The 23398-nt window shown below is 62.0% G+C and carries 23 protein-coding genes and 5 tRNA genes; 18 read left to right on the plus strand and 10 right to left on the minus strand.

What is annotated here, in order from left to right; translation table 11 throughout:
* The first annotated feature begins 37 nt into the window (after positions 1-37).
* From HBO12_RS05905 to HBO12_RS05920, 4 genes are all read left to right on the plus strand, one after another.
* Positions 38-113, plus strand: a tRNA-Asn gene (locus HBO12_RS05905).
* A 9-nt stretch (positions 114-122) separates the two neighbouring features.
* Positions 123-199: transfer RNA gene (locus tag HBO12_RS05910), tRNA-Pro, on the plus strand.
* A gap of 5 nt (positions 200-204) precedes the next feature.
* Positions 205-280, plus strand: a tRNA-Lys gene (locus HBO12_RS05915).
* A gap of 96 nt (positions 281-376) precedes the next feature.
* Positions 377-453 (plus strand) — tRNA-Pro (locus HBO12_RS05920).
* Between the two features lie 129 nt (positions 454-582).
* Here HBO12_RS05920 and HBO12_RS05925 read toward each other — a convergent pair.
* From HBO12_RS05925 to HBO12_RS05935, 3 genes are read right to left on the minus strand one after another with little or no spacing between them, the layout of a single operon-like run.
* Positions 583-1881 (minus strand): NAD(P)/FAD-dependent oxidoreductase, encoded by a 1299-nt coding sequence (locus HBO12_RS05925; RefSeq protein WP_170041713.1) that lies wholly within the window; start codon positions 1879-1881, stop codon positions 583-585.
* Between the two features lie 60 nt (positions 1882-1941).
* Entirely contained in the window at positions 1942-2115 is a 174-nt protein-coding gene (locus tag HBO12_RS05930; protein WP_169951032.1) for a DUF3094 family protein, read from the minus strand.
* A gap of 39 nt (positions 2116-2154) precedes the next feature.
* Entirely contained in the window at positions 2155-2784 is a 630-nt protein-coding gene (locus tag HBO12_RS05935) for a DUF1780 domain-containing protein (protein WP_029292005.1), read from the minus strand.
* Between the two features lie 102 nt (positions 2785-2886).
* On the opposite strand from HBO12_RS05935, the gene HBO12_RS05940 reads away from it, so the two are divergent.
* The 3 genes from HBO12_RS05940 (at position 2887) to HBO12_RS05950 (ending at position 4319) form a co-directional block, all read left to right on the plus strand.
* Positions 2887-3354 (plus strand): FAD/FMN-containing dehydrogenase, encoded by a 468-nt coding sequence (locus HBO12_RS05940; RefSeq protein WP_170041714.1) that lies wholly within the window; start codon positions 2887-2889, stop codon positions 3352-3354.
* Positions 3351-4040: an energy-coupling factor ABC transporter permease gene (locus HBO12_RS05945; protein ID WP_170041715.1), complete on the plus strand. Its 690-nt coding sequence runs from the start codon at positions 3351-3353 to the stop codon at positions 4038-4040. Before HBO12_RS05940 ends, HBO12_RS05945 begins: the two co-directional genes overlap by 4 nt.
* A gap of 63 nt (positions 4041-4103) precedes the next feature.
* Complete coding sequence (locus HBO12_RS05950; RefSeq protein ID WP_057441062.1) at positions 4104-4319, plus strand: hypothetical protein; 216 nt, start codon at positions 4104-4106, stop codon at positions 4317-4319.
* Here HBO12_RS05950 and yacG read toward each other — a convergent pair.
* From yacG to HBO12_RS05970, 4 genes are read right to left on the minus strand one after another with little or no spacing between them, the layout of a single operon-like run.
* The gene (gene yacG / locus HBO12_RS05955) at positions 4316-4519 is read right to left on the minus strand and encodes a DNA gyrase inhibitor YacG (protein WP_092238375.1); all 204 of its coding nucleotides are present in this window, start codon (positions 4517-4519) and stop codon (positions 4316-4318) included. The two genes, HBO12_RS05950 and yacG, sit on opposite strands and share 4 nt — an antisense overlap.
* Positions 4516-5139, minus strand: coding sequence for a dephospho-CoA kinase (gene coaE / locus HBO12_RS05960; protein ID WP_170041716.1), 624 nt, complete (start codon positions 5137-5139; stop codon positions 4516-4518). The genes yacG and coaE overlap by 4 nt, the downstream gene beginning before the upstream one ends.
* Positions 5136-6008: a prepilin peptidase gene (locus HBO12_RS05965; RefSeq protein ID WP_170041717.1), complete on the minus strand. Its 873-nt coding sequence runs from the start codon at positions 6006-6008 to the stop codon at positions 5136-5138. Before HBO12_RS05965 ends, coaE begins: the two co-directional genes overlap by 4 nt.
* A 2-nt stretch (positions 6009-6010) precedes the next feature.
* Positions 6011-7231, minus strand: a complete 1221-nt coding sequence (locus HBO12_RS05970) for a type II secretion system F family protein (protein WP_170041718.1) — start codon at positions 7229-7231, stop codon at positions 6011-6013.
* 203 nt (positions 7232-7434) lie between these two features.
* Between HBO12_RS05970 and HBO12_RS05975 the strand changes: the two genes are divergently transcribed.
* The 4 genes from HBO12_RS05975 to HBO12_RS05990 all read left to right on the plus strand — a co-directional run bounded on the left by HBO12_RS05975 (position 7435) and on the right by HBO12_RS05990 (position 9869).
* Positions 7435-7845 (plus strand): pilin, encoded by a 411-nt coding sequence (locus HBO12_RS05975; protein WP_170041950.1) that lies wholly within the window; start codon positions 7435-7437, stop codon positions 7843-7845.
* A 63-nt stretch (positions 7846-7908) separates the two neighbouring features.
* Positions 7909-9315, plus strand: a complete 1407-nt coding sequence (locus HBO12_RS05980) for an O-antigen ligase family protein (RefSeq protein WP_170041719.1) — start codon at positions 7909-7911, stop codon at positions 9313-9315.
* Between the two features lie 39 nt (positions 9316-9354).
* Positions 9355-9427, plus strand: a tRNA-Thr gene (locus HBO12_RS05985).
* 136 nt (positions 9428-9563) lie between these two features.
* On the plus strand, positions 9564-9869 hold the full coding sequence (locus HBO12_RS05990) for a DUF6388 family protein (RefSeq protein ID WP_169951014.1): 306 nt from the start codon (positions 9564-9566) through the stop codon (positions 9867-9869).
* Between the two features lie 78 nt (positions 9870-9947).
* On the opposite strand, the gene nadC is transcribed toward HBO12_RS05990, so the two are convergent.
* Positions 9948-10796, minus strand: a complete 849-nt coding sequence (gene nadC / locus HBO12_RS05995) for a carboxylating nicotinate-nucleotide diphosphorylase (protein WP_170041720.1) — start codon at positions 10794-10796, stop codon at positions 9948-9950.
* 269 nt (positions 10797-11065) lie between these two features.
* Between nadC and HBO12_RS06000 the strand changes: the two genes are divergently transcribed.
* From HBO12_RS06000 to HBO12_RS06020, 5 genes are all read left to right on the plus strand, one after another.
* Positions 11066-13225, plus strand: coding sequence for a DUF1631 domain-containing protein (locus tag HBO12_RS06000; RefSeq protein WP_169951008.1), 2160 nt, complete (start codon positions 11066-11068; stop codon positions 13223-13225).
* Positions 13226-13287: 62 nt separating this feature from the next.
* A complete protein-coding gene (gene ampD, locus HBO12_RS06005) occupies positions 13288-13851 on the plus strand; it encodes a 1,6-anhydro-N-acetylmuramyl-L-alanine amidase AmpD (protein WP_169951005.1) in 564 nt (187 codons plus the stop codon).
* Positions 13848-14684 carry a regulatory signaling modulator protein AmpE gene (ampE, locus tag HBO12_RS06010; RefSeq protein ID WP_169951001.1) on the plus strand — a complete coding sequence of 279 codons (837 nt, stop codon included), beginning with the start codon at positions 13848-13850 and terminating at the stop codon, positions 14682-14684. The genes ampD and ampE overlap by 4 nt, the downstream gene beginning before the upstream one ends.
* A 1625-nt stretch (positions 14685-16309) precedes the next feature.
* Positions 16310-17014, plus strand: a complete 705-nt coding sequence (locus HBO12_RS28675) for a methyl-accepting chemotaxis protein (protein ID WP_463671605.1) — start codon at positions 16310-16312, stop codon at positions 17012-17014.
* 128 nt (positions 17015-17142) lie between these two features.
* Positions 17143-17583: a hypothetical protein gene (locus tag HBO12_RS06020; RefSeq protein ID WP_169950995.1), complete on the plus strand. Its 441-nt coding sequence runs from the start codon at positions 17143-17145 to the stop codon at positions 17581-17583.
* On the opposite strand, the gene HBO12_RS06025 is transcribed toward HBO12_RS06020, so the two are convergent.
* Positions 17503-18306 carry a TatD family hydrolase gene (locus HBO12_RS06025; RefSeq protein WP_169950994.1) on the minus strand — a complete coding sequence of 268 codons (804 nt, stop codon included), beginning with the start codon at positions 18304-18306 and terminating at the stop codon, positions 17503-17505. The genes HBO12_RS06020 and HBO12_RS06025 overlap by 81 nt on opposite strands.
* A gap of 2 nt (positions 18307-18308) precedes the next feature.
* Positions 18309-19304 carry a catabolite repressor/activator gene (cra, locus tag HBO12_RS06030; RefSeq protein ID WP_169950992.1) on the minus strand — a complete coding sequence of 332 codons (996 nt, stop codon included), beginning with the start codon at positions 19302-19304 and terminating at the stop codon, positions 18309-18311.
* Between the two features lie 283 nt (positions 19305-19587).
* Here cra and ptsP point away from each other — a divergent pair, with 283 nt between their 5' ends.
* Together ptsP and pfkB are read left to right on the plus strand one after the other, a co-directional pair.
* A complete protein-coding gene (gene ptsP, locus HBO12_RS06035; protein ID WP_170041721.1) occupies positions 19588-22446 on the plus strand; it encodes a phosphoenolpyruvate--protein phosphotransferase in 2859 nt (952 codons plus the stop codon).
* Positions 22447-23388 carry a 1-phosphofructokinase gene (pfkB, locus tag HBO12_RS06040; protein WP_170041722.1) on the plus strand — a complete coding sequence of 314 codons (942 nt, stop codon included), beginning with the start codon at positions 22447-22449 and terminating at the stop codon, positions 23386-23388.
* The last annotated feature ends 10 nt before the right edge of the window (positions 23389-23398 follow it).

Below are 23398 nucleotides of genomic sequence, written 5' to 3' on the forward strand. Positions count from 1 at the left end.
GTAGTAAGCAGTATCGTAGTACTTTGAAATATGTAGTTCCGTGATAGCTCAGTCGGTAGAGCAAATGACTGTTAATCATTGGGTCCCAGGTTCGAGTCCTGGTCACGGAGCCAATTTCAAACCGGGGTATAGCGCAGTCCGGTAGCGCGCCTGCTTTGGGAGCAGGATGTCAGGAGTTCGAATCCCCTTACCCCGACCATTTTTGGGTCGTTAGCTCAGTTGGTAGAGCAGTTGGCTTTTAACCAATTGGTCGTAGGTTCGAATCCCACACGACCCACCATTTTTGAGACCAGTTAACGCTGGAATCGAATCTTAAGATCAGAGGCCAAAAGTCCTGATCGAAGAAGGCGACTTGAAAAGGTCGCCTTTTTTTTACCGGGGTATAGCGCAGTCCGGTAGCGCGCCTGCTTTGGGAGCAGGATGTCAGGAGTTCGAATCCCCTTACCCCGACCATATTAAAAATCCTCGTATCGAAAGATACGGGGATTTTTTTTGCCTGTGCAAAAGCTGAAGTTACCTCGATCAAATGTGGGAAGGGGCAAGCCCCCTCCCACATTGAGCAGCCCCACACTGGGCGCGTTGTTAGTGGAGCTTGAGCCGCGGCTCGGTGCCTCGGCCAATCTTGCTGCCCAGCATCAACATCATCGTGCGGAAGAACCCGTACAACGCCATCTGGTGCATGCGGTACAGCGACACATAAAACATCCGCGCCAGCCAGCCTTCGAGCATCACACTGCCGGTCAGGTTGCCCATCAAGTTACCCACAGCCGAAAAACGCGACAGCGAGATCAGGGAGCCATAGTCGGTGTACTTGTAGCTGGGCAGTGTCTTGCCTTCGATGCGTAATTTCAGGGACTTGGCCAGCAGTGACGCCTGCTGGTGGGCTGCTTGCGCCCGTGGTGGAACGTTGCGGTCGGTGCCTGGCTGCGGGCAGGCGGCGCAGTCACCGAAGGCGAAGATATTCTCGTCACGGGTAGTCTGCATGGTTGGCAGCACCTGCAATTGGTTGATGCGGTTGGTCTCCAGGCCGTCGATGTCCTTGAGGAAACCTGGCGCGCGAATCCCGGCGGCCCACACCTTGAGGCTGGCGGGGATCACCTGGCCGCTGCTGGTAATCAGGCTGTCGGCAGTGACTTCGCTCACGGCCGAGTTGGTCATGACCGTCACGCCAAGCTTTTCCAGGGTTTTATGCACAGGCCCGCTGATCCGCTCTGGCAGGGCTGGCAATACCCGAGGGCCGGCTTCGATCAGGGTGATGTGCATGTTTTCCGGCTTGATCCGGTCCAGGCCATAGGCCGCCAGTTCATGGGCGGCGTTGTGCAGTTCGGCGGCCAACTCGACACCGGTAGCGCCAGCGCCAACGATTGCCACGCTGATTTGTTCCACCACATCGGTTTGCCCGGCATGGGCGCGCAGGTAGTGGTTGAGCAATTGCTGATGGAAACGTTCGGCCTGCTTGCGGGTGTCGAGGAACAGGCAGTGCTGTGCCGCGCCTTCGGTGCCGAAGTCATTGGTGGTGCTGCCGACGGCAATCACCAGGGTGTCATACCCCAGCACGCGTGCAGGCACCAGCTCGCGGCCTTCTTCATCAAGGGTTGCGGCCAGTTGGATTTTCTTCTGTTCACGATCGAGCCCGCTCATGCGCCCTAGCTGGAACTCGAAGTGGTTCCATTTTGCCTGGGCAACATAATTGAGTTCGTCTTCAGAAGAGTTCAGCGAGCCGGCCGCCACCTCGTGCAGCAGGGGCTTCCAGATATGGGTCAGGTTGGTATCGACCAGCGTAATGCTGGCGGTACCGCGCTTGCCCAGAGTCTTACCCAGGCGGGTAGCCAACTCCAGGCCGCCGGCGCCGCCGCCGACGATAATAATACGATGGGTCATGGGGGTATCTCGCAAGGCTAAAAGAAATCGGTGCAGTTACCCGAGCGAGCGCCAGGCAGCTCATAGCGTCAGGTAACTCAAAAGACGGCTCAGAATGCCCAGGCCAATCACCACAACCAGTACCACCCCAAGGAGCAGCCACGGCCGGAAAGGCTTGCGCTCAACCTGGTGCTGGGACAGTTGCAGGTACTCTTCGACATGTTGTTGGTCGTCAGGGTTCAGGCGGCTGGTCATAAAGGCCTCGTCAGGTAGACGTTGCAGAAGGGCACCACGTTACAGGCTGATACCCACATCGAACACTATGCTGCGCCCCAGGTTGTTGCGCAAGAAATCCGGCGCGTCCGGATGGGCGAACAGCACCCGCGCAAAGGTCGGACCGACCAATGACAGCGAGCGCCAGCCCTGGCGCAGGTACTCGGTGGGCGGCGGGAAATGGCTGTTGAGGTCCAGCACTTCGCGCTTGAGGCTGGCGAAGGCGATGATATCCAGCTCACCCAAGTCCATGCCGCGTTCTTTGTAGTTATGGGCTTTCTTGCGCAGGGTCGGCGCCAGGCGCAGGAGGAATTCATGGGCGGGAATGCGCCTGGGCTTGGCCTCGCGCCGCACCAATTGGCTCAGGGAAAAGGCACTGCGCCGGCGCAGCAGTTCGTCGCGCCATTCGTCATTCAGGCGGCGGCCTTCGTCGAGGACAAAAAACACCTCGAAACTGGCATCGCGAAACAGCACATCGGGCGGTTCTTGACCCGCGGCATGAAACTCTTCGGCGCGGTAGGGCACATTCAGGCCTTGCAGCAGGCGCTGGCAGACCCAACGCTCACGCTCCCATTTGCGGGCATTGGACAGGAACGCGTTGGCTTGTTCGGCTGCTATGGTGAGCAGGCGCAAATAATCTGAGTCATCCATGGTTCCAGCTTAGCGTTCAAATGATGACCGCAGGAAGTCCCGTGTGAAAAGGCTCGGTGTAGACTGGCGGTTCGGTTGACGGTTTTGCACAAGGAGTTTGCGGTGAGGTTTTTGCTTGCGGTATTTCTGAGCTTTCTGCCCCTGTGGGCCCAGGCGGTTGAACTCGGGGAGCGGTTGGCGCCGTGGACCCTGCTCGATCAATTCGACCAGGCCTACACCCTGGATAGCCAGGCGCAGGTCCTGCTGGTGGCGCGCAGCATGGACGCGGCCAAACTGGTGGATACGGCATTGCAGGGCCAGCCCAAGGGGTATCTGGAGGCGCGCCATGGGGTGTTTGTCGCCGATATCCAGCGCATGCCGAGGCTGATCGCCAAGCTCTTCGCGGTCCCTGCGATGCGGGCCTACAACTACCGGGTGATGCTTGACCGTGATGCGCGGATTGCTCCGCGTTATTCGGCGCCTGTGGATAAAGTGCTGTGGCTGCAACTGGAAGACGGCAAGCTGGTGGCGCGCCATGAGTACGCCTCTGCCGCCGAACTGCGCCAGGCCCTGGAGCAGGTGCAGCCGTGATCAGCGCCGCCGTGCTGGCACCGCACACCCTGTGGCTGGGCTGGCTGCTGTATGCGCCGGTGATTGTATGGGCGATCCTGCGCTCGTCCTGGGTCGAACTGTTTGCCGACCGGCGGCGCCAGCATCTGTTATTTGGCACGGTGTTCGCGCTGTTCATGCTGTGGTTGGTGCGCCGGGACTTCGACACCGGGGTGTCCTACCACTTTATCGGCATGACCGCCGTGACCCTGCTGCTCGACTGGCCATTGGCAATCGTCGGCGGGCTCGCGGCGCAACTGGGCCTAGTGGTGCTCGGGCGCCAGGACTTGGCGGCAGTCGGGGTCAACGGCGCGCTGCTGGTCTTCTTGCCTGTATTGGTGACTGAGACGTGCGCGTTGCTGGTGGAACGGGCGCAGCCGCGCAATCCCTTCGTGTATATCTTCTGTTCCGGCTTTTTTGCCGCCGCATTGTCGGCGTTGCTGTGTCTGTTGGCCGGCCTGGGCCTGCTGTGGCTGGACGGGCGCTTTGCCATGCCCGAGTGGATCGAGGACTTCATCGGTTACCTGTGGCTGATCATCTTTCCCGAAGCGTTTATCAACGGCATGGTGATCAGTGCGCTGGTGGTGTTTTGCCCGGAATGGCTTGAGACTTTCAACCGCACGCGCTACCTCTCGGCGCCCTGGAAAGATGACAATTCACGCCCTTGATCCAAATCAAAGGCGTGACGCAAAAGTGGTCGCATGCTCTGCGAAACTTCCAGGAGCACGATCATGAGTGTGTACGAGTGGGCACGGCAGGAGTTGCGCAGAAGCCAGGATGCGGCACAGGAAATCGGTTTTGACCCGGGCTTGAGCCTGCGCGCCTTGCTCAGTGCAGTGGTGCAGCAGAGCAAGGGTGTACGTAGTGCCGAAGACCTGGCCGACGAGTTGCAGTTTTTAGCGGAAAACCTCGACGACCAACAGGACTACGGCTTTATGCGGCCTTAGTGGGCGCGCGGTGGCAGGTCTTCGGAGAACAGTTCGTCTTCGGCGTCCGGGCTGACCGGAATCTTGTGTTCCTCTGAGGCCCAGGCACCCAGGTCGATCAGTTTGCAGCGATCCGAGCAGAATGGCCGGTTGAGGTTGGTCGCTTTCCATTCCACGGGGGCGCCGCAGGTTGGGCATTCGACGGTCAAGGGTTGGCTCATGTTCGGCCTCCACGCAAAGTAAGGTAAAAGTGGTGCAGTCGCTCGACCTCGGCCTGTAGCCAGGCCAGGTCCTGGTCATTGACCAGTACATCGTCGGCATGGCGCAGGCGATCTTCCCGTGAGGCCTGGGCCTTGAGAATTGCCTGCACCTGTCCTTCGCTGATGCCATCGCGCAGCAGGGTACGCTGAATCTGTGTTGATTGCGGCACATCGATCACCAGGATGCGCTGGGTCATGGTGTGCTGGCCCGACTCGATCAACAACGGCGACACCAGGATCGCATAGGGCGAGCGGGCGCGGGCCAGATGGCTGCGGATCTCGTCGGCAATCAGTGGGTGCAGCAGGGCCTCAAGCCACAGGCGTTCTTGCGGCGCCTCGAAAATACGCTTGCGCAAGGCAGCGCGATCCAACTGGCCATTGGGCAGCAGGATCGCGCTGCCAAAGTGCTCGGCAATCTTTGCCAACGCCGGCCGACCGGGCTCCACCACCCAGCGCGAGGCATGGTCGGCGTCGATAAGGTCTACGCCAAGGTCGATAAAGTGCTGGGCGGCAGCGCTTTTGCCGCTGCCGATGCCGCCCGTCAAGCCAAGAATCCAGGGTGTTGCGACAGAAGTGGTCATCTGAAACCGACAGACTGCAAATAGAAGTCGGTTATTTGACCACCCCAGAGCAATGCAATCCAGCCGGCAATCGCCAGATAGGGACCAAACGGCAGGGGCACCGATGTCTGCGCGTTACGCATGCGCAACAGAATCACCCCTGCTATCGCGCCCACCAGCGATGCCAGCAGCAGCGTCAGCGGCAGGATCTGCCAGCCACCCCAGGCGCCGAGCAGGGCCAGTAGCTTGAAGTCGCCATAGCCCATGCCGTCCTTGCCAGTGCACAGCTTGAACAGCCAGAACACCGACCACAGGCTCAAGTAACCGGCAACCGCGCCCAACAGGGCATCGGGCAGGGGCGTGTACAACTCGAAATAATTGAGGATCAACCCCAGCCACAGCAGTGGCAGCACCAGCACATCCGGCAGCAGTTGGTGATCGGCGTCGATCAGGCTCATAGCCAGCAGGCCCCAACTCAAGAACAGCACTCCAGCGGCCGGCCAGCCGAAGCCGTAGTGCCAGGCAATAAATGCCGAGAGCAGCCCGCAGGCCAGTTCGGTCAGCGGGTAGCGTGGGCTGATGGAGGCGTGGCACTGCGCGCAGCGCCCCCGCAGCAGCAAGTAGCTGAGCACCGGGATGTTTTGCCACGGGCGAATCGGCTGTGAGCAGTGCGGGCAGCAGGAGTTGGGGTGCAGCAGGTTATAGGTCGGGCCGCTGGGCTCCGGGGGCAGGCCGAGTATTTCATGGGCCTGGGCGCGCCAGTCCCGCTCGAGCATTTTCGGCAGGCGCCAGACCAGCACGTTGAGGAAGCTGCCAACGATCAGTCCCAGCACCAGTGCAGCCCAGACGAACAGCCAGGGGTGGAGGATCAGGAGTTGCTCCAGGGTCATGTTCAAAACGCCGTGCCAAGCTGGAAGATCGGTAGGTACATGGCGATCACCAGCGCCCCGACAATGCTGCCGAGCACCACCATGATCAGCGGCTCCATCAGGCTGGTCAGGTTGTCCACCAGGTTGTCGACGTCCGTTTCATAATGCTCGGCGACCTTCTCCAGCATGCTGTCCAGCGTGCCCGACTCTTCGCCGATGGCTGTCATCTGGATCGCCATGCCAGGGAACAGGCCGCTGGCGCTCATGGATTGATTCAATTGCATTCCTATTGCCACGTCCTGGCGCATGCGCGTGATTGCCTGGGTGAACCGCTCGTTGCCGGTGGCTGCGGCCACTGAATCCAACGCCTGTGCCAGCGGCACGCCGGCGGCGAAGGTAGTGGCGAGTGTGCGAGCGTAGCGGGCGACAGCGGTTTTTTTCAGCAGTGTGCCTGCCAACGGCAGTTTCAACAAACCAGTGTCCAGCCACAGGCGCAAGCCGTTGTGTCGACGGTAGCCACGGCGTATCCCCCAGGCAGTCGCGGCCACGGCCAACAACAGCATCCACCATGCGCTCTGCATGAATTCGGACAGCAGGATAACCAGTTGGGTAAAGCGCGGCAGCGGTGTGTCGATGCCGGCAAACAGGCTTTCGAATTGGGGTACGACGTGGATCAGCAAGATGCTGCTGACCAGCGCCGCCACGAGCAGGACCACCAGCGGATAGGTCATGGCCTTCCTGATCCGGGCCTTGAGGCGTTGGCTCTTTTCCAGGTGGGTGGCTACTCGTTCCAGAAGGGTTTCCAGGGTGCCAGCCTGTTCGCCGGCCGCGATCAGGCTGCAATACAGTGGGGTGAAACACTGCGGCTGTTTCAATAATGCGCCGGTCAGGCTGTTGCCTGCGGCAATCTCCTGCTTCAATCCCTGGACCATCGTGCGCATGGCGCGGCTGTCAAAGCCTTCGCCAATCATGTCGAAGGCTTGCAGCAGGGGGATTCCCGCCCTCAGCAGAGTGGCCAGTTGGCGAGTGAACAGCGCAATATCGGCCGGGGTGATGGGGGTGCCCAGGCCCGAAAGGAGGCTGGAGCGCATCTGTACCCGAAGCGGGTTGATACCTTGCCGGCGTAATTGGGCCTTGATCATGGCGGGGCTATGGCCACGGGTTTCGCCAGAGACCTTGCGGCCATTGCGCAACGTGCCTTCCCAGGCGTAGGTGGTGGCGGGGTTCGCGGTGACATCATTCATTGGCGGCGACAGCTCATCGGCAGGTGACGATCTACAGCTTAGTCAGGCCTCTGTGTCCGTCAGGCTATTGGACAAGGGGAAAATGTCAGATTGTGCGTCTTGTGAGGGCCTAGCCCGGCGCGGATGAGTACACTGGCGCGGTTGTTGAGGGCAGGGCGCAGGACGTGCCTTGCGATGGGGTTTTATTCTGGAGAGTGAGTGTGATGCGTCAGAACGGCTTTACTTTGATCGAGTTGTTGATCGTCGTGGCGATCATCGGCATCTTGGCCACCATTGGCCTGCCCATGTACACCAAGCACCAGGCCAAGGCCAAGTTCACGGCTGGGCTGGCGGAAATCTCGGCGTTGAAGGCGGGTTTCGAAGACACGTTCAACCAGGGCACGGTGCCCACGCTGGCGCTGATCGGTGGCACCAGCCCGACCGCCAACTGCGTGATCAGCGTGGTGGGTGATGTGGCTGCGGGGACGGGCTCGATTGCCTGCGAAATCCTCGATGCGCCTGCGCCGATCCAGGGCAAGCTCATTACCCTGGCGCGCAGTGCCAGTGAGGGTTGGAAGTGCACCACCAGCGCTGACGAGCAGTACGTTGCAAAGGGGTGTGCGGCTGGCAACTGAGGCCGGGCTGCCTTAATCAGTGATAGGAGCCCGGCGTGACGGGCTCCCAAGTAAAGGTTGCCCATGACGTTATCCGTGCAACAGCGAGGAAGCGTGTTCCTGGTGCTGGCGCTTAGCCTTTTGCTACTGGGTATTACCCTGTCCTTCAGTGGCCATGACTGGCAGCGTGTCATGCAGGTCGGCGTGGGTGTCTGTGCGTTGCTCTATTGCCTGGTGACTCCCGCCATGCGCCTGGTCGACAAGCCCACCGCTATCGGCCTGGCGCTGGTATTCGGCCTGGGCCTGATCTCTTCGTCGTTGGCCCACCAGCCACTCTGGGCGCTGACCGAGTGGGCGCTGATGATCACCTGCGGGGTGATTGCCGCAGCTTTTGCCCGGTTGCGGCGCAATGGCGATCCAACCCTGGATCAGGTGCTGATCCTGTTTGTGTTGCTGCTGTGCCTGATCAAGGTTGTGCAATACGGGTACGCGGGCGTGCTGGCGTTTACCAGTGGCGCACCGACACTGGACACTGACCTCCTGCTTTCCGGGTTCTCCAACAAGCGCTTCTACGGCCAGTTCCAGACCTTTACCTTGCCGTTGCTGGCATTGCCGCTGTTGCTCGCGAGCACCTCGCGGTTGGCGCGTGGGTTGGTATTTGCCCTGTTGTGTACCTGGTGGTTGATTGCAATCAGTGGCGGCACCCGTGGCACCTGGCTGGGCATCGGCGTGGCTGCAATCGTCGTGGCTTTCCTGGGGGCTGCGGGGCGCCGCTGGTTGACCTGGCAGTTGGCTGCACTGTGTGGCGGGCTGGTTTTGTACTGGTTGTTGTTCACGGTCCTGGCGCGTTACCTGGGGCTGGAAATTGCCAGTCTTTCCAATGACCGGCTCACCACCAGCCTTTCGGGCCGTGAAGTGATCTGGTGGCAAGCCTGGGACATGATCCGCGAACGGCCGTGGCTGGGTTTCGGGCCGATGCACTTTGCCGATATCCCTAACCCGATTGCCGCCCACCCGCACCAGGCGATCCTGCAATGGGCCAGTGAGTGGGGCGTGCCATCGGCCTTGTCTGTGGCGCTGCTGGCGTTGCGCGGCGGCTGGGCCACGTTGGTGGTCATTCATCGGCAAGGGGCGGCAGGGTCCGCGCAAGACCTGCTGCGCCTGTGCCTATTTGCCGCGCTGCTGGGCGCGACGGTGCAGGCCATGGTCGATGGGGTGATTGTGATGCCCTATTCGCAACTCTGGTTGGCGCTGGTGGTGGGTTGGCTGATGGCCTTGCATCCGTGGCGCACGCCGGTTGTCGCGCCGATGCCGCTGTTGTACTGGGCCTGGCAAGCGTCGGCAGTGCTCGCGGTGGTGTGGCTGGTATTTGTCGTGTATCGCGACTTGCCTGGTGCCACTGAGCGCAGCCAACACTACATTGACGTTGCCAAAAGCCATCTGCAGCCACGGTTCTGGGTCCAGGGAGTCATTGCGCCGCACATTCGGTAAGTTGCCGGGCGCCCAATGCAGTGCTAGCTTTAGCCCACCGCCCGTGTAGCTCAGTTGGTAGAGCAGCGCACTCGTAACGCGAAGGTCGCAGGTTCGACTCCTGTCTCGGGCAAAAAGGCACCACAGTTTTCAGATGATCCCAGAATGGTTCTGAAGGCCAGATGAACCGGTATTCGTGCCCGTTCTTTTGTATCTGCGCAACCTTGATGACCCAGATGCATCCCCATTCCTCGATCTAAGAGAACGACATGACCACGACAGCAATGACCCAGGAAGTGCGGCACGCAGAAGCCCTCAAGAAATATCTCGAGGAATCGCCGCAGCTTAAGGAAGAGATCAAGGAACTGAACGCTGATGACCAGCGCGACCAGATCCAGTGGGCATTCGAGGACGAGGCCGAGAGCCAGGGCTTCCAGCCTTGGGAACTGACCCTTAAGTACACGACCACAGCGGAAGAATTCGAAGCGGCGCGCCTGGCCTTGCACAAAGAGGCGGCCGAGGTGCTGGGTGTCGAGTGGGAAGAGTACTGCGAGATGAACAATCTGGTGGTTTAAACGCGATTATCGCCGGCAAGCTGGTTCCTACAGGTGTCGCACAATTGTGTAGGAGCCGGCTTGCTGGCGATGACGGTGTCAGATACTGAGCCGCATCGACAAATCCACTGCCTTCACATCCTTGGTCATCGCCCCGATGGAGATGTAGTCCACGCCGGTCTCGGCAATGGGCAGCAAGGTGCTTTCATTGATCCCGCCGCTGGCTTCCAGCTTGGCCTTGCCGCCGTTCAAGCGTACGGCTTCGCGCATGTCGTCCAGGCTCAACTCATCCAGCATGATGATATCGGCGCCCGCCGCCAGGGCTTCGCGTAACTCTTCCAGGCTTTCCACTTCGACTTCCACCGGCTTGCCCGGGGCGATCTTGTGGGCGGCAGCTATGGCCTGGGCAATGCCACCGCAGGCGGCGATATGGTTTTCCTTGATCAGGAACGCGTCATACAGGCCGATGCGATGATTGTGGCAACCGCCGCAGGTCACTGCGTATTTTTGCGCCAGACGCAGGCCCGGCAGGGTCTTGCGGGTGTCCAGCAGCTTGACCTGGGTGCTGGCGACAAAGTCCGCCAGGTACTGCGCGCGCGTGGCCACGCCCGACAACAGTTGCAGGAAATTCAGCGCACTGCGCTCACCGGTCAGCAATGAGCGGGCGGGGCCTTCGAGGTGGAACAGCGCCTGATTGGGGCTGACGCGTTCACCGTCGCGCACCTGCCAATGCACGGCAACTCGCGGGTCCAACTGGCGGAATACGGCATCGACCCAGGCGGTGCCACTGATCACGGCAGTATCCCGGGTGATGATCGTGGCCTTGGCCAGCCGTTCGGCCGGGATCAATTGCGCAGTGATATCGCCGCTGCCGATGTCTTCCAGCAGTGCGCGGCGCACGTTGGCTTCGATTTCGGCGGTGAGGTCGGCGAGGCGTAGATTCGGCATAGCGGGCTCCACATACAAAGTGCCCCGATTATAGGGGCATGGCAGCGCCGAACCCAAGGTATGCCGGCATAACCTGCCTGATTACAAAGCACCTACAGAGTTTGCTGGCGCTACAGGGGCTATTTGCAAGATAATCTCGCGCCTTGCAATTGGCGTCATAGCTTTGACGTCTCGGTGATCTACAGATAATCGCGCTCCCGCCGGTATTCCATTGGCGGTTGCCGCGCGAGCGCTCACAAAACCGAACCCCGTCGTTCCAGGAGGCCAGCATGCACAATGACGCAAAGGTGGTGCCGATCAACAAGATCGCCGCACAAGCGATGCCGTCGCCGCTCGCCCGCCTGCCTGTGATCGTGCTCCAGGTGCGTGACAAGGCCACCCAGCAACTCGACCGGGGTTTGCAGGAACTGTTCGATAACGCCGACGACACCCTGTTCGAAATGGCCGACAAGGCCCGCAACAACGCCGACCACAATATTTTCTTTGAAGCCATGCGCGACCTGCGCCTCAAGCGTAAGAACTTCGAGCGCGTGTTCATGGAGCAATTCTTCGACGCATTCGCCAACCTGGGGCAGGCCGGGCAAGGCGAGTTGCTGTTGCCGACGGTCTCCTACGAAGCAGTACCCGGCGCGTGCGCCGATGACCTGGAAAAAGCCGTGGCCCTGGAGGCCATGCTCGACAAGGTCATGCACCGTGATGGCCTGGCCCTGGGGCAACTGACCGCCCGCCTCGGTGCGCTGCTGGGCAAGCGCCTCGACGATCGGGAAAACCCCCTGGGCCCGGCGATGCTCTGCGAGTACTTCCTGCGGGCCGGGCGCAGCCTGGGGGTGGAGATCCGGGTCAAGCTGATCATTTTGAAACTGTTTGAAAAGTACGTGCTCAGCGATGCCGACCTGCTCTACGGCGAGGCCAATCAGTTGCTGGTCGCCACCGGCGTGCTGCCCGAACTCAAGGCCGTCCCTTCGCGGCGTGCCGGCGAGCGCGCCAGCAGGGCCCGCCCGCCGGTCGAAGCGGCCCCTGCTGCCGACCCGCAGGCCGATGAGGCCGAGCAACAAGTCTTCGCGGCTCTGCAAGAACTGCTGCTGACCGTGCGCGGCAGTGTGGCCCCGACCCTGGAGGCCAGCGCCCAGGCCCAGCCGATTTCTACCCGTGACCTGCTGCGCCTGCTGTCTCACCTGCAGCAGTATGTGCCGGAACCTGCGGTCGAGGACGATTTCGACCTGCGCCGCCAATTGGAAGAACTGCTCACCCGGGTCAGCGTCAAGAGTGGCAAGTCGCGGGTAGTGGAAGATGCCGACGAGGATGTGATCAACCTGATCGCCATGTTGTTCGAATTCATCCTCGACGACCGCACCCTGCCCGATTCCCTCAAGGCGTTGATCGCGCGCCTACAGATTCCGATGTTGAAAGTGGCCGTGCTGGACAAGAGTTTTTTCAGCCGTGGCAGCCACCCGGCGCGGCGCTTGCTCAATGAAATCGGGACCGCCGCCATGGGCTGGGGCAAGCGTGACGACTATCAGCGTGACAGCCTGTACGTGCGCATCGAGCAGGTGGTGCAGTGCCTGTTGAATGATTTTGTCGACGACCCGGCGATTTTCTCGGTGCTGCTGCAGGAATTCACCGCTTACACCCAGGACGAGCGCCGCCGCAGTGAGTTGCTCGAACAGCGCACCCGCGACGCCGAAGAAGGGCGCGCCCGCACCGAGCAGGCCCGGCAACGGGTCGCCGATGCGGTTAGCCAACGCTTGCTGGGCAAGGTCTTGCCGCAGTTCGTGGTGCAGTTCCTGCAACAGGCGTGGAGCCAGGTCTTGTTGCTCGAATGCCTCAAGCACGGGCAACACTCGCCGCAATGGCAGGCGCGGTTGCGGGCCATGGACGAATTGATCTGGAGTGTCGGCCTGAGTGAAGACACCGAGGCTGGCCACCGCCTGCTGGAACAGTTGCCCGCGTTGCTCAAGGCCCTGCGTGAAGGGTTGAGCGAGGCGGCGTTTGATTCGTTTGTCACCCGGGAGTTTTTTGTCCAGTTGCAGGCCCTGCATACCCAGGCGTTCCAGGGGGCGGCGCTGCCCGGCGTGACACTGGTCCAAGTGCGCGAGGACGCGGCGGCTGGGGCGCCAGGGCAGACGGTCAGCCTGGCGGAGGACGATCCCGATCTGCTCAAGGTCCGACAACTGCGCATCGGCAGTTGGGTCGAATTCCGCGAAGATGAGGAAAACACCCTGCGCTGCAAGCTGACAGCGATTATCGCGCCCGCCAACAGCTATATATTTGTCAATCGCACAGGCCTCAAGGTGCTGGAGAAAACCTGCACTGAACTGGCCCTGGAGTTCAAGCGTGGCGGGGTGCGTACCCTCGATGATGCACTGCTGTTCGACCGCGCGCTGGCGTCGGTGATTGGCAATCTGCGGCAACTCAATCGCGCCAAGTGATCGCAACCACCCGGCGGATCACGGCATACTGGACGCTCTCACGTCTTGCGCAAGGAACCTGTATGCAGTTGGACCCCACCAGCGGTTGGTGCCAGGGCATTGCCCATTGCCCGTCGCCCAACTTCAATGAACGCCCGGGCGGCGAGATTTCCCTGTTGGTGGTGCATAACATCAGCTTGCCACCGGCCCAGTTCGCCACGGGCAAAGTGCAGGAGTTCTTCCAGAATCGCCTGGATGTCACGGAACATCCCTACTTTGCAGGTATTGCCGACCTACGGGTTTCTGCGCACTTTCTGATTGAGCGCGACGGCGCCGTGACGCAGTTTGTCTCCTGCCAGGACCGTGCCTGGCATGCCGGCGTCTCCTGTTTCGAGGGGCGCGAGACCTGCAACGACTTTTCCCTGGGGATCGAGCTTGAAGGGACCGACGACCAGCCCTTTACCGACGCTCAGTACCAATCCTTGATCGAACTGAGTCGCCAATTGCTGGCCGCCTACCCGGGCATCACGCTCCAGCGCATTTGCGGTCATAGTGACATCGCCCCAGGACGCAAGACCGATCCTGGACCGGCTTTTGATTGGGCGCGTTTTCGCGGCGCCTTGCAGGAAGGAGGACATGCACAATGAGTTTCCTGGTGTTGGTGCTGGCGGTATGGATCGAGAAGTTCTCGGCCTTGCGTTCGCGGGTACAACGCGATGGCCTTTGGCTGCGCGAACTGGCCCGGCTTGAGTCGAGCGCGCGGCTGGGCAAGCAACCCTGGCTGATCCTGGTGTTGCTGGTATTGCTGCCAGTCGCGCTGCTGGGGCTGTTGCTGCTGGTCCTGGAGCCGGTGGCCTATGGTTTGCTGGCACTGCCGGTGCACCTGCTGGTGGTGATCTACAGCCTGGGCCGTGGTGACCTGCTGGGCCAGTTGGGGCCGTTTCGTGATGCCTGGCGCCGGGGTGACCTGCAAGCGGCTGAACACGTTGCCGAGCGCGACCTGGCCATTGGCGCCGACAGCGGCGAGCAACTGCTGGAGCGGGTCCAGGGCCATTTGCTGTGGCAGGCCTACCAGAGCTTTTTCGCGGTGATTTTCTGGTACTTCCTCCTTGGCCCGGTGGTCGTCCTGGCCTACCGCTTGCTGGCACTGGCTACCGAACACGGGCAAAACCCGCTGGTGGTCGAGCGCGCCGGGCAATTGCGCCATGCCTTCGACTGGTTGCCGGTGCGGTTGCTGGCGGCAAGTTTTGCCCTGGTCGGCAACTTTGTCGCGGTCAGCCGGGTGATGCTGCATGAGCTGCTGAGCTGGGATATCAGCGCAGCGCAACTGGTGGAAAAGGTCGGCCTGGTGGCCGGCGAAATTCCTGCGCCGGTGGTCGGTGCCGAAGGTATCAACAGCCTGGACCGGTTGTGGGAACTGCTGCTGCGCGCTGCCGTGTTGTGGTACGCCGGGTTTGCGATCTGGACCGTCTTGCCCTGAAAAATACCTTGTGGGAGCGGGCTTGTGTGGGAGCGGGCTTGCCCGCGATGCGGTGTAGCCGTCAAAAAATCCGGTACTGACACACCGCTATCGCGGGCAAGCCCGCTCCCACACGAGCCCTCCCACATAGAGTCTGTTGTGGCTTCAAAAATCGGCCCGCCGCCAAGCCCCACTGATCGCGTTAACCTTAAGTTACAAAACTCCCCGCCGATTTAAGCTATACAGACAGCGCGCCCAATAGTGGCTTTCTGCCGCTGCCCTGCGCCTTCAATAAAAATAAAAGAAAAGGGAGTTCATCTGTGAAGAGCTTGCTCTATCCCGCCATTGCGTTGATGAATCGCCTGAGCTTCGGCATGAAGTTCAGCCTGATCAGCGTGCTGTTTTTCCTGCCGATGCTGGTAACCAACTATTACCTGGTGCGCGACTCCTGGCGTGAGTTCCAGGGCACGCAGGTGGAGTTGCAGAGCCTGGACCTGCTGGGCAGCAGCCTGATCCTGCGCCGCGACCTGGAAACCCTGAACAATCAGGTACAGATCAACGCCACCCTCGGCCAGGCAGGCAAGGCGGGGGATATCGAAAGCCGCATCACGGCATTGGAGCAGCGCGTACTTGAACGCCTGCAAGGCTTCCAGGCGATGACGGCCGATCCGGAGCAGGTCGCAGTGTTCGAAAGCAAGCGCGATGAAATGATTGCGGCGTTCAAGGGCCAGCAAACCGAGTCTTCACTGTTGAGCAAAAGTGCGTTGATCGGCAAGTTGCTCAACAAGGCACAGATGTTCAGCCAGATCATTGCCAGCCAGTCGGGGTTGAGCCGTGATGTGCAGAGCGATGTGCGCCAACTCAGCGACCTGGTGACCAGCGTCACCCCGCAAGTCACCCAGGCCCTGGGCGAGGGCCGGGCCATGGGCGCGTACTCCCTGGGCCAGGGTTTTCTCAACTCGTCGTCCAGTACGCGCTTTGACGAACTGCTGCAGCAATTGGAAAAGCTCCAGGCTGAATACGGCTTGAAAGTGCAGGACGCCCTCGGCTCCAGCAAGGCCGCCCATGGCTCCCTGGATGCCTTGGCCCAAGCCAGCCAGGCCAGCCTCAAGCAGGGCAGCGAACTGTTTGAAGAGCAGGTGGTGATGGCCGAAACCCTGGAGGCGCCATGGCAGACCTTCTATGACGACGTGACGGCCTTGATGGCCAAGACCTATCAATTGGACGACGCGACCCTGTCCTTCCTCGACCAGCAGCTGCAACAGCGCCTGGCCCAGAACCGCACGCACATGGTGCTGCTGGTCGCGGCGCTGGCGGCGGTGTTCCTGTTGATTTTCTATCTGTACGGCGGCTTCTACGCCTCGACGCGCACCACCCTGCGCCGCCTGGGCGCGATGATGGATAAGGTCGCTGCCGGGGACATGACCGTCAGCTTCAAGTCCCAGAGCCGCGATGAACTGGGGGAGTTGGGCGAAGTGTTCAACGGCACCGTGGCGAAAATCCACGACCTGATCGAACGGGTAGGGCAGACCGTCCATGAAGTCGAGCATCAGGCCGGGCAAGTGGAATCGGTGTCGGCGCGCAGCAACCAGGCGGTGTCGGGCCAGCGCAGCCAGATCGAGCAGGTGGCGACGGCCATGAACCAGATGTCGGCAACCGCCCACGAAGTGGCGCGCAGTGCGGCAGCGGCTGTCAGCAGTGCCCACAGCGTCAACGATGAAACCCTCAGCGGGCGTGGCCTGGTGCAATCCCAGCAAGGCAGCATCGCGCTGCTGGCATCGGAGATCGACCAGTCAGTGCTGGTGATCAATCAACTGGCCATCGACAGTCAATCCATCAGCAGCGTGCTGGAAGTGATCAAGAGCATTGCCGAGCAAACCAACCTGCTGGCCTTGAACGCGGCCATCGAGGCGGCACGGGCCGGTGAGCAGGGGCGCGGGTTTGCGGTGGTGGCCGACGAGGTCCGCACCCTGGCCCGACGCACCCAGCACTCCACCGAAGAAATCGAGCAGATGATCGCCAAGCTGCACCAGGGCGTCAGCGCAGCGGTGAAGGCCATGGGCAGCAGCCATAAAATGGCCAGTGGTACGGTTGGTCAGTCGGAAAAAGTCCAGCTGGCCCTGGAAAACATCCTCGGTGCGGTAGGCATGATCGTCGATCAGAACCAGCAAATCGCGGCGGCGGTGGAGCAGCAGACGGCGGTGGCCCACGACATCGACCAGAACATCGTCGAGATCAATCGGGCTGGCGAGCACGCAGCCCAAGGCGCGCACCAGACCGAAGAGGCCAGCCGGCAATTGTCCCTGCAGGTGATTGAGCTGAAAAAGCTGATCGGCGCATTTCGCGTGTGAGTTATGTCTGTAGGTATTGTTTGTTGGTGATGTAGTGCATGTCCTGTTTTCCCGTGTGAGCTTTTTTGTAGTGCGATTGGGTGAGAATTTGTTTCACACCCCATCCAGCGCTTCCGGGAGGCAGGGCCATGACCGCGACAACCCCAGGCGTGAAAGGGCATTGCGCCCATTGCGACATCACCTTCGGCCTCAAGCCCTGGCAGCTCAATGCCATTGCTCTCAACGAGCCCTTTGATTGTCCGTATTGTCACAAAGTCCTACAGCTCAATTGCCCCAGGCAACTGCGCCAGTTGAAGTCTCTGGACAACCTGGCCTTGCTGCGCCCGAGCATGCTTGTGCTGACCAGCGTGGCCTTGTTGGTGGCCCTGGTGGTGGAGTGGGTCGGCTTGATCAGCAAGGTCGGGCAATTGAACGTGTCGCTGGTGGCGATCCTGATTCACTTCTTGACCCTGCGTCATGCTCGCCACCGGCATCGCATGACCCTGACGCTACAGGCGGTCAACCCCGCCATCGAGCGGCCAGTTGAACAGTTCGCAAGCGTTGCGGGTGCTCGCTTCGGCCAACGCTGAAGGGCTGATGCCCATCAGTTCGGCCAGGGCGCCGCAGATTGCCGGCAGGTGCTGCGGGCTATTGCGTTGGCCGGGGTACATGGCGGGGGCCATGTCTGGCGAGTCGGTTTCCAGCACCACCGAATCCAGCGGCAGTTGGGCGATGACCTTGTGCATGCGCAAGGCCTGGGGCCAGGTCGGCGCGCCGCCCAGGCCCAGCTTGAACCCCAGCTTGATGTATTCGCGGGCTTCTTCGCGGCTGCCGGCGAAGGCATGGATGATCCCGCCCCGGGCCAGGCGGATGCGCTTGAGGGTGGCGATCACGGCCGCGTGGCTGCGGCGCACATGCAGCAGCGCCGGCAGTTGGAAGTCCACGGCCAACTGCAATTGCGTTTCAAACAATATTTGCTGACGCTCGCGGTCCAGGTGCTCGAGAAAGTAATCGAGACCGATTTCCCCCACGGCGCACACCTGGCGATGGCCCTTGAGGCGGCTCAGCCAGTCGCCCAATTCGATCAGGTCTGCGGGACGATGTTCATCCAGATACACCGGGTGCAGGCCGAAGGCCCCATGCAGGTCCGGGTCCTGTTGCACCAGGTCCCACAACCGCTGCCAATTGCGCTGGTACACCCCCAGCACCACCATGCGCCGCACGCCGAGCTGGCGGCTGTGCCTGAGCACCTCGTCGCGATCAGCGTCGAAGTCCTCGAAGTCGAGGTGGGTGTGGCTGTCGATCAGCTCCACGCCTACGCCTCGTGAATCCGCTGCTTGAAGGTCCGGCCAATGGCATGCACGCCCGGCTGGTAGTGCTGTTCTTCAATCGCCGCCAGCGCCAGGCGCAGGGCCGTCTGCGCGATCAGCGCGTGCTGCTGGGCCATGGCGTTGACCGGCAGCGGCAGGAAGTCCAGCAACTGAGTGTCACCAAAGGTGCCCAGGCGCAGTGGCCGGGACTTGAGCGGGAAGTCATGCAGCGCGTCAAACACCCCTTGTAGCAATACGTAGGAAGTGGTCACCAGCGCGTCGGGTAAATGCCCCAGGCGTTGCAGGAGTTCTTCCATCAACTTGCGGCCACAATCACGGCTGAAGGCTTCGCCGTGCTCGATCAGCACTTCGCCCTTGAAGCCGTGCAACGCTTGCTGGAAACCCGCCGCGCGTTCCTGGCTGATGCTCAGCTCGGGGCGCGCGCCGATCAACACGATCTGCCGGGGCAGCGGTTGCAGCAGGCTGCTGGTCAACTGCTGGCAGGCCTGGCGGTCATCGCTGACCACCGAGCAGAACTGCTCGGCCTCCATCACTCGGTCGATGGCGATCACCGGCAGGCCCTTGGCTTGCAGCTCGCGATAACTGTCATCGCTGGCAGGCAGGCAACTGGCGACGAACAGCGCATCACAACGCCGCGCACGGAACAGTTGCAGTAACTGGCGCTCGCTGTTGGCATCGTCGTCGGAACTGGCGATCAGCAATTGATAGCCACGGGCCCGCGCGCCTTGTTCCAACAGCTTGGCGATCCGTGCGTAACTGGGGTTTTCCAGGTCCGGCAGGATAAAGCCCAAGGTGCGGGTATGTCGGCTGCGCAGCCCTGCGGCCTGGGGGTTGGGAGTGAAGCCATGCTCCTCGACCACCGCCCGCACCCGTTCCACGGTGGCGGTGCTGATCCGTTGCTGTTGGGCCTTGCCATTGATGACGTAGCTGGCGGTGGTCACGGACACACCGGCTAGACGTGCAATATCACTGAGTTTCAAACCGGGATTTCCTTGTTTTTTAGAGCTTGCCCCGACATTTTGTCCAATCGTAACCGATTCCTGCACGCGACCATTGTCGCAACTCAAGCGCCGAGTGGTGCTTCAACGATGCAAAATTACCCAGTAATCTGCCATAAATTCTAGATTAAACGTTTCAGCAAGCGTATTTTTACGATGTTCGCCGCTGAGTGCCTACTGCCAATTGACCGCTCAGTCAGTTATTTTTGCACGGTTTAATCAAAACAATACCTAGTGCGCACCCCGCACTAACTAGGAGAAAGGCATGCTTGAGCTCACCGTAGAGCAGATATCCATGGGCCAGTTGGCTGTGGATAAGTCTGCTGCCTTGCAACTGCTCGCCGAAAAACTGGTAGCCGATGGCCTGGTCGCCGAGGGTTACCTGAGCGGCCTGCAAGCCCGTGAAGCGCAAGGCTCGACCTTCCTCGGCCAGGGTATTGCGATCCCCCATGGCACCCCCGAAACCCGCGACCAGGTGTTCGCCACCGGCGTGCGCCTGCTGCAATTTCCCCACGGTGTGGATTGGGGCGATGGCCAGATCGTCTACCTGGCGATTGGCATTGCCGCCAAGTCCGATGAGCACCTGCGCCTGCTGCAACTGCTGACCCGCGCCCTTGGTGAAACCGACCTGGGCCAGGCGCTGTGCCGCGCCACCTCGGCCGACGCCTTGCTCAAGCTGCTGCAAGGCGCGCCTCAGGAGCTGGCGCTGGATGCCCAAATGATCGGCCTGGGCGTGTCTGCCGACGATTTCGAAGAACTGGTGTGGCGCGGCGCCCGCCTGTTGCGCCAGGCCGATTGCGTGAGCAATGGCTTTGCCGCGGTGTTGCAGCAAGTCGATGCATTGCCCCTGGGCGATGGCCTGTGGTGGCTGCACAGCGAACAAACGGTCAAGCGCCCGGGCCTGGCCTTTGTCACACCGGACAAACCCATGCGCTACCTGGGCCAGCCATTGAGCGGCCTGTTTTGCCTGGCCAGCCTCGGCGAGGCCCACCAGGCATTGCTTGAGCGCCTGTGCGCCTTGCTGATTGAAGGGCGTGGCCAGGAACTGGGGCGCGCCACCAGCAGCCGAGCGGTCCTCGAAGTGTTGGGTGGCGAACTGCCCGCCGATTGGCCCAGCGCCCGTATCGCCCTGGCCAATGCCCACGGCCTGCATGCGCGGCCGGCCAAGGCCCTGGCCCAACTGGCGAAAGGCTTCGACGGCGAGATCCGCGTGCGGATCGTCGACGGGCAGGGCGGTGCGGTGTCGGTCAAGAGCTTGAGCAAACTGCTCAGCCTCGGCGCCCGGCGTGGCCAGGTGCTGGAATTTGTCGCCGAACCCGGCATTGCCGACGATGCGCTGCCGGCGCTGCTGGCGGCTGTGCAAGAGGGGCTGGGTGAAGACGTCGAGCCGCTGCCGGCCGTCAGTGCACGGGTTGAGACCCTTGAGGTCGAACCACTGATCAGCGCGCCGCGCTCCGGCAGCCTGATTCAGGCAATCCCTGCGGCACCGGGGATCGCCATCGGCCCGGCCCATATCCAGGTGTTGCAGCCGTTCGACTATCCGTTGCGCGGCGAGTCGGCCAACGTCGAACGCGAGCGGTTATCCGCAGCATTGCGCGATGTGCGCCACGATATCCAGGGCTTGATCGAGCGCAGCACGTCCAAGGCGATCCGCGAGATTTTCATCACCCACCAGGAAATGCTCGACGACCCGGAGCTGACCGACGAAGTCGACACCCGCCTCAAACAAGGCGAAAGCGCCGAAGCCGCGTGGATGAGCGTGATCGAAGCGGCGGCCAAACAGCAGGAGTCCTTGCAGGACGCACTGCTCGCCGAACGCGCCGCCGACCTGCGGGACATCGGCCGGCGGGTGCTGGCGCAACTGTGTGGCATCGATACCCCGCAGGAACCCGACGAGCCCTACATTCTGGTGATGGATGAGGTCGGCCCGTCGGATGTGGCGCGCCTCGACCCGACGCGCGTGGCCGGGATTCTCACCGCACGCGGTGGTGCCACCGCCCACAGCGCCATCGTCGCCCGCGCCCTGGGGATTCCCGCGCTGGTCGGCGCCGGGCCGGCGGTCTTGCTGCTGGCCTCGGGCACGCCATTGTTGCTCGATGGCCAGCGCGGGCGCCTGCATGTGGATGCCGATGCCGACACCTTGCAGCGTGCTACCCAGGAGCGCGACACCCGCGAGCAACGCTTGCAGGCCGCCGCCGCGCAACGCCATGAACCGGCCTTGACCCGCGATGGGCATGCGGTGGAAGTGTTCGCCAATATCGGCGAAAGCGCCGGTGTGGCCGCTGCGGTCGAGCAGGGCGCCGAAGGCATTGGCCTGCTGCGCACCGAACTGATTTTCATGGCCCATTCCCAGGCCCCGGACGAAGCCACCCAGGAAGCCGAGTACCGTCGTGTGCTCGACGGCCTGGCTGGGCGGCCGCTGGTGGTGCGTACCCTGGATGTGGGTGGTGACAAGCCGCTGCCGTACTGGCCGATTGCCAAGGAAGAAAACCCGTTCCTTGGCGTGCGCGGCATCCGCCTGACCCTGCAACGCCCGCAGATCATGGAAACCCAACTGCGTGCGCTGTTGCGCTCGGCGGATGGCCGCCCACTGCGCATCATGTTCCCCATGGTCGGTAGCGTTGATGAGTGGCGCCAGGCCCGGGACATGACCGAGCGCCTGCGCGCGCAGATCCCAGTGGCGGACCTGCAACTGGGGATCATGATCGAAGTCCCCTCGGCGGCCCTGCTGGCGCCGGTTTTGGCCCAGGAAGTGGACTTTTTCAGTATCGGCACCAATGACCTGACCCAGTACACCCTGGCCATCGACCGTGGTCATCCAACCTTGTCGGCCCAGGCTGACGGCCTGCACCCGGCCGTGCTGCAACTGATCGACATCACCGTGCGCGCCGCCCATGCCCATGGCAAGTGGGTCGGGGTGTGCGGTGAGCTGGCGGCCGACCCGCTGGCAGTGCCGGTGCTGGTGGGCCTGGGGGTCGATGAGTTGAGCGTCTCGGCGCGCAGCATTCCCGAGGTCAAGGCCCGGGTACGTGAATTCACCCTGGGCGAGGCCCAGGCCCTCGCACAAAACGCCTTGGCCGTGGGCTCTCCCGCGCAAGTGCGTGCCCTTGTGGAGGCTGTGTAAATGGCAAGGATTCTAAGCCTGACGCTGAACCCGGCGTTGGACCTGACCGTACAACTGACACGCCTGGAGCCGGGAGCGGTCAATCGCAGCCTGGCCATGCTGACCCATGCGGCGGGCAAAGGGGTGAACGTCGCCCAGGTGTTGGCAGACCTTGGCCATCACGTGACGGTTGGCGGTTTTCTGGGGGCAGACAATCCCCAGGCATTTGAAGCGTTGATTGCCCGTCGGGGTTTTGTCGATGCGTTTATTCGTGTGCCGGGGGAAACCCGCAGCAATATCAAGGTGGCCGAGCTGGACGGCCGGGTGACTGATATCAACGCGCCGGGGCCGGTGGTCAGCGCGCAGGCGCAACAGGCCCTGCTCGACCAGTTGACGCAGATTGCCCCGGGCCATGATGTGGTGGTGGTCGCCGGCAGCCTGCCCCAAGGTGTCAGCCCGCAGTGGTTGCAGGGCCTGTTGTTGCACCTGAAAAACCTCGGGTTGAAAGTCGCCCTGGACACCAGCGGCGAAGCCCTGCGCGCCGGGTTGCAGGCCGGCCCCTGGCTGGTCAAACCCAACACCGAAGAGCTGGCCGACGCCCTCGATTGCCCGACCGCTACCGTCGCGCAACAGGCCCAGGCCGCCCAGCGCCTGCACCTGCAAGGTGTCGAGCATGTGGTGGTGTCCCACGGCGCCGATGGGGTCAATTGGTTCGGTCCCGACGCTGCCCTGCAGGCCACGCCGCCCCGCGTCACCGTCGCCAGTACCGTAGGCGCGGGCGACTCGTTGTTGGCCGGCATGCTGCACGGTTTGCTGGCGATCGAGGCACCGCGGCAAACCCTGGCGCGGGCCACGGCCATCGCCGCGATGGCCGTCACGCAGATCGGTTTTGGCATCAGCGACGACGCGCAGCTGGCGCGCCTCGAAAGCGGCGTGCACGTACGCCCGCTGACAGAACAATAAGAGGGATTGT

It is taken from the genome of Pseudomonas sp. WS 5059 (assembly GCF_012985525.1).
In the GTDB taxonomy this organism is placed as follows: Bacteria; Pseudomonadota; Gammaproteobacteria; order Pseudomonadales; family Pseudomonadaceae; genus Aquipseudomonas.

Excerpts from the sequence above, each read along its gene's own strand:
- HBO12_RS05925 (WP_170041713.1), bottom strand. The coding sequence starts at position 1,881 with ATGACCCATCGTATTATTATCGTCGGCGGCGGCGCCGGCGGCCTGGAG.
- HBO12_RS05930 (WP_169951032.1), bottom strand. The coding sequence starts at position 2,115 with ATGACCAGCCGCCTGAACCCTGACGACCAACAACATGTCGAAGAGTAC.
- HBO12_RS05935 (WP_029292005.1), bottom strand. The coding sequence starts at position 2,784 with ATGGATGACTCAGATTATTTGCGCCTGCTCACCATAGCAGCCGAACAA.
- HBO12_RS05950 (WP_057441062.1), top strand. The coding sequence starts at position 4,104 with ATGAGTGTGTACGAGTGGGCACGGCAGGAGTTGCGCAGAAGCCAGGAT.
- yacG (WP_092238375.1), bottom strand. The coding sequence starts at position 4,519 with ATGAGCCAACCCTTGACCGTCGAATGCCCAACCTGCGGCGCCCCCGTG.
- coaE (WP_170041716.1), bottom strand. The coding sequence starts at position 5,139 with ATGACCACTTCTGTCGCAACACCCTGGATTCTTGGCTTGACGGGCGGC.
- HBO12_RS05965 (WP_170041717.1), bottom strand. The coding sequence starts at position 6,008 with ATGACCCTGGAGCAACTCCTGATCCTCCACCCCTGGCTGTTCGTCTGG.
- HBO12_RS05970 (WP_170041718.1), bottom strand. The coding sequence starts at position 7,231 with ATGAATGATGTCACCGCGAACCCCGCCACCACCTACGCCTGGGAAGGC.
- HBO12_RS05975 (WP_170041950.1), top strand. The coding sequence starts at position 7,435 with ATGCGTCAGAACGGCTTTACTTTGATCGAGTTGTTGATCGTCGTGGCG.
- HBO12_RS05980 (WP_170041719.1), top strand. The coding sequence starts at position 7,909 with ATGACGTTATCCGTGCAACAGCGAGGAAGCGTGTTCCTGGTGCTGGCG.
- HBO12_RS05990 (WP_169951014.1), top strand. The coding sequence starts at position 9,564 with ATGACCACGACAGCAATGACCCAGGAAGTGCGGCACGCAGAAGCCCTC.
- nadC (WP_170041720.1), bottom strand. The coding sequence starts at position 10,796 with ATGCCGAATCTACGCCTCGCCGACCTCACCGCCGAAATCGAAGCCAAC.
- HBO12_RS06000 (WP_169951008.1), top strand. The coding sequence starts at position 11,066 with ATGCACAATGACGCAAAGGTGGTGCCGATCAACAAGATCGCCGCACAA.
- ampD (WP_169951005.1), top strand. The coding sequence starts at position 13,288 with ATGCAGTTGGACCCCACCAGCGGTTGGTGCCAGGGCATTGCCCATTGC.
- ampE (WP_169951001.1), top strand. The coding sequence starts at position 13,848 with ATGAGTTTCCTGGTGTTGGTGCTGGCGGTATGGATCGAGAAGTTCTCG.
- HBO12_RS28675 (WP_463671605.1), top strand. The coding sequence starts at position 16,310 with ATGTCGGCAACCGCCCACGAAGTGGCGCGCAGTGCGGCAGCGGCTGTC.
- HBO12_RS06020 (WP_169950995.1), top strand. The coding sequence starts at position 17,143 with ATGACCGCGACAACCCCAGGCGTGAAAGGGCATTGCGCCCATTGCGAC.
- ptsP (WP_170041721.1), top strand. The coding sequence starts at position 19,588 with ATGCTTGAGCTCACCGTAGAGCAGATATCCATGGGCCAGTTGGCTGTG.
- pfkB (WP_170041722.1), top strand. The coding sequence starts at position 22,447 with ATGGCAAGGATTCTAAGCCTGACGCTGAACCCGGCGTTGGACCTGACC.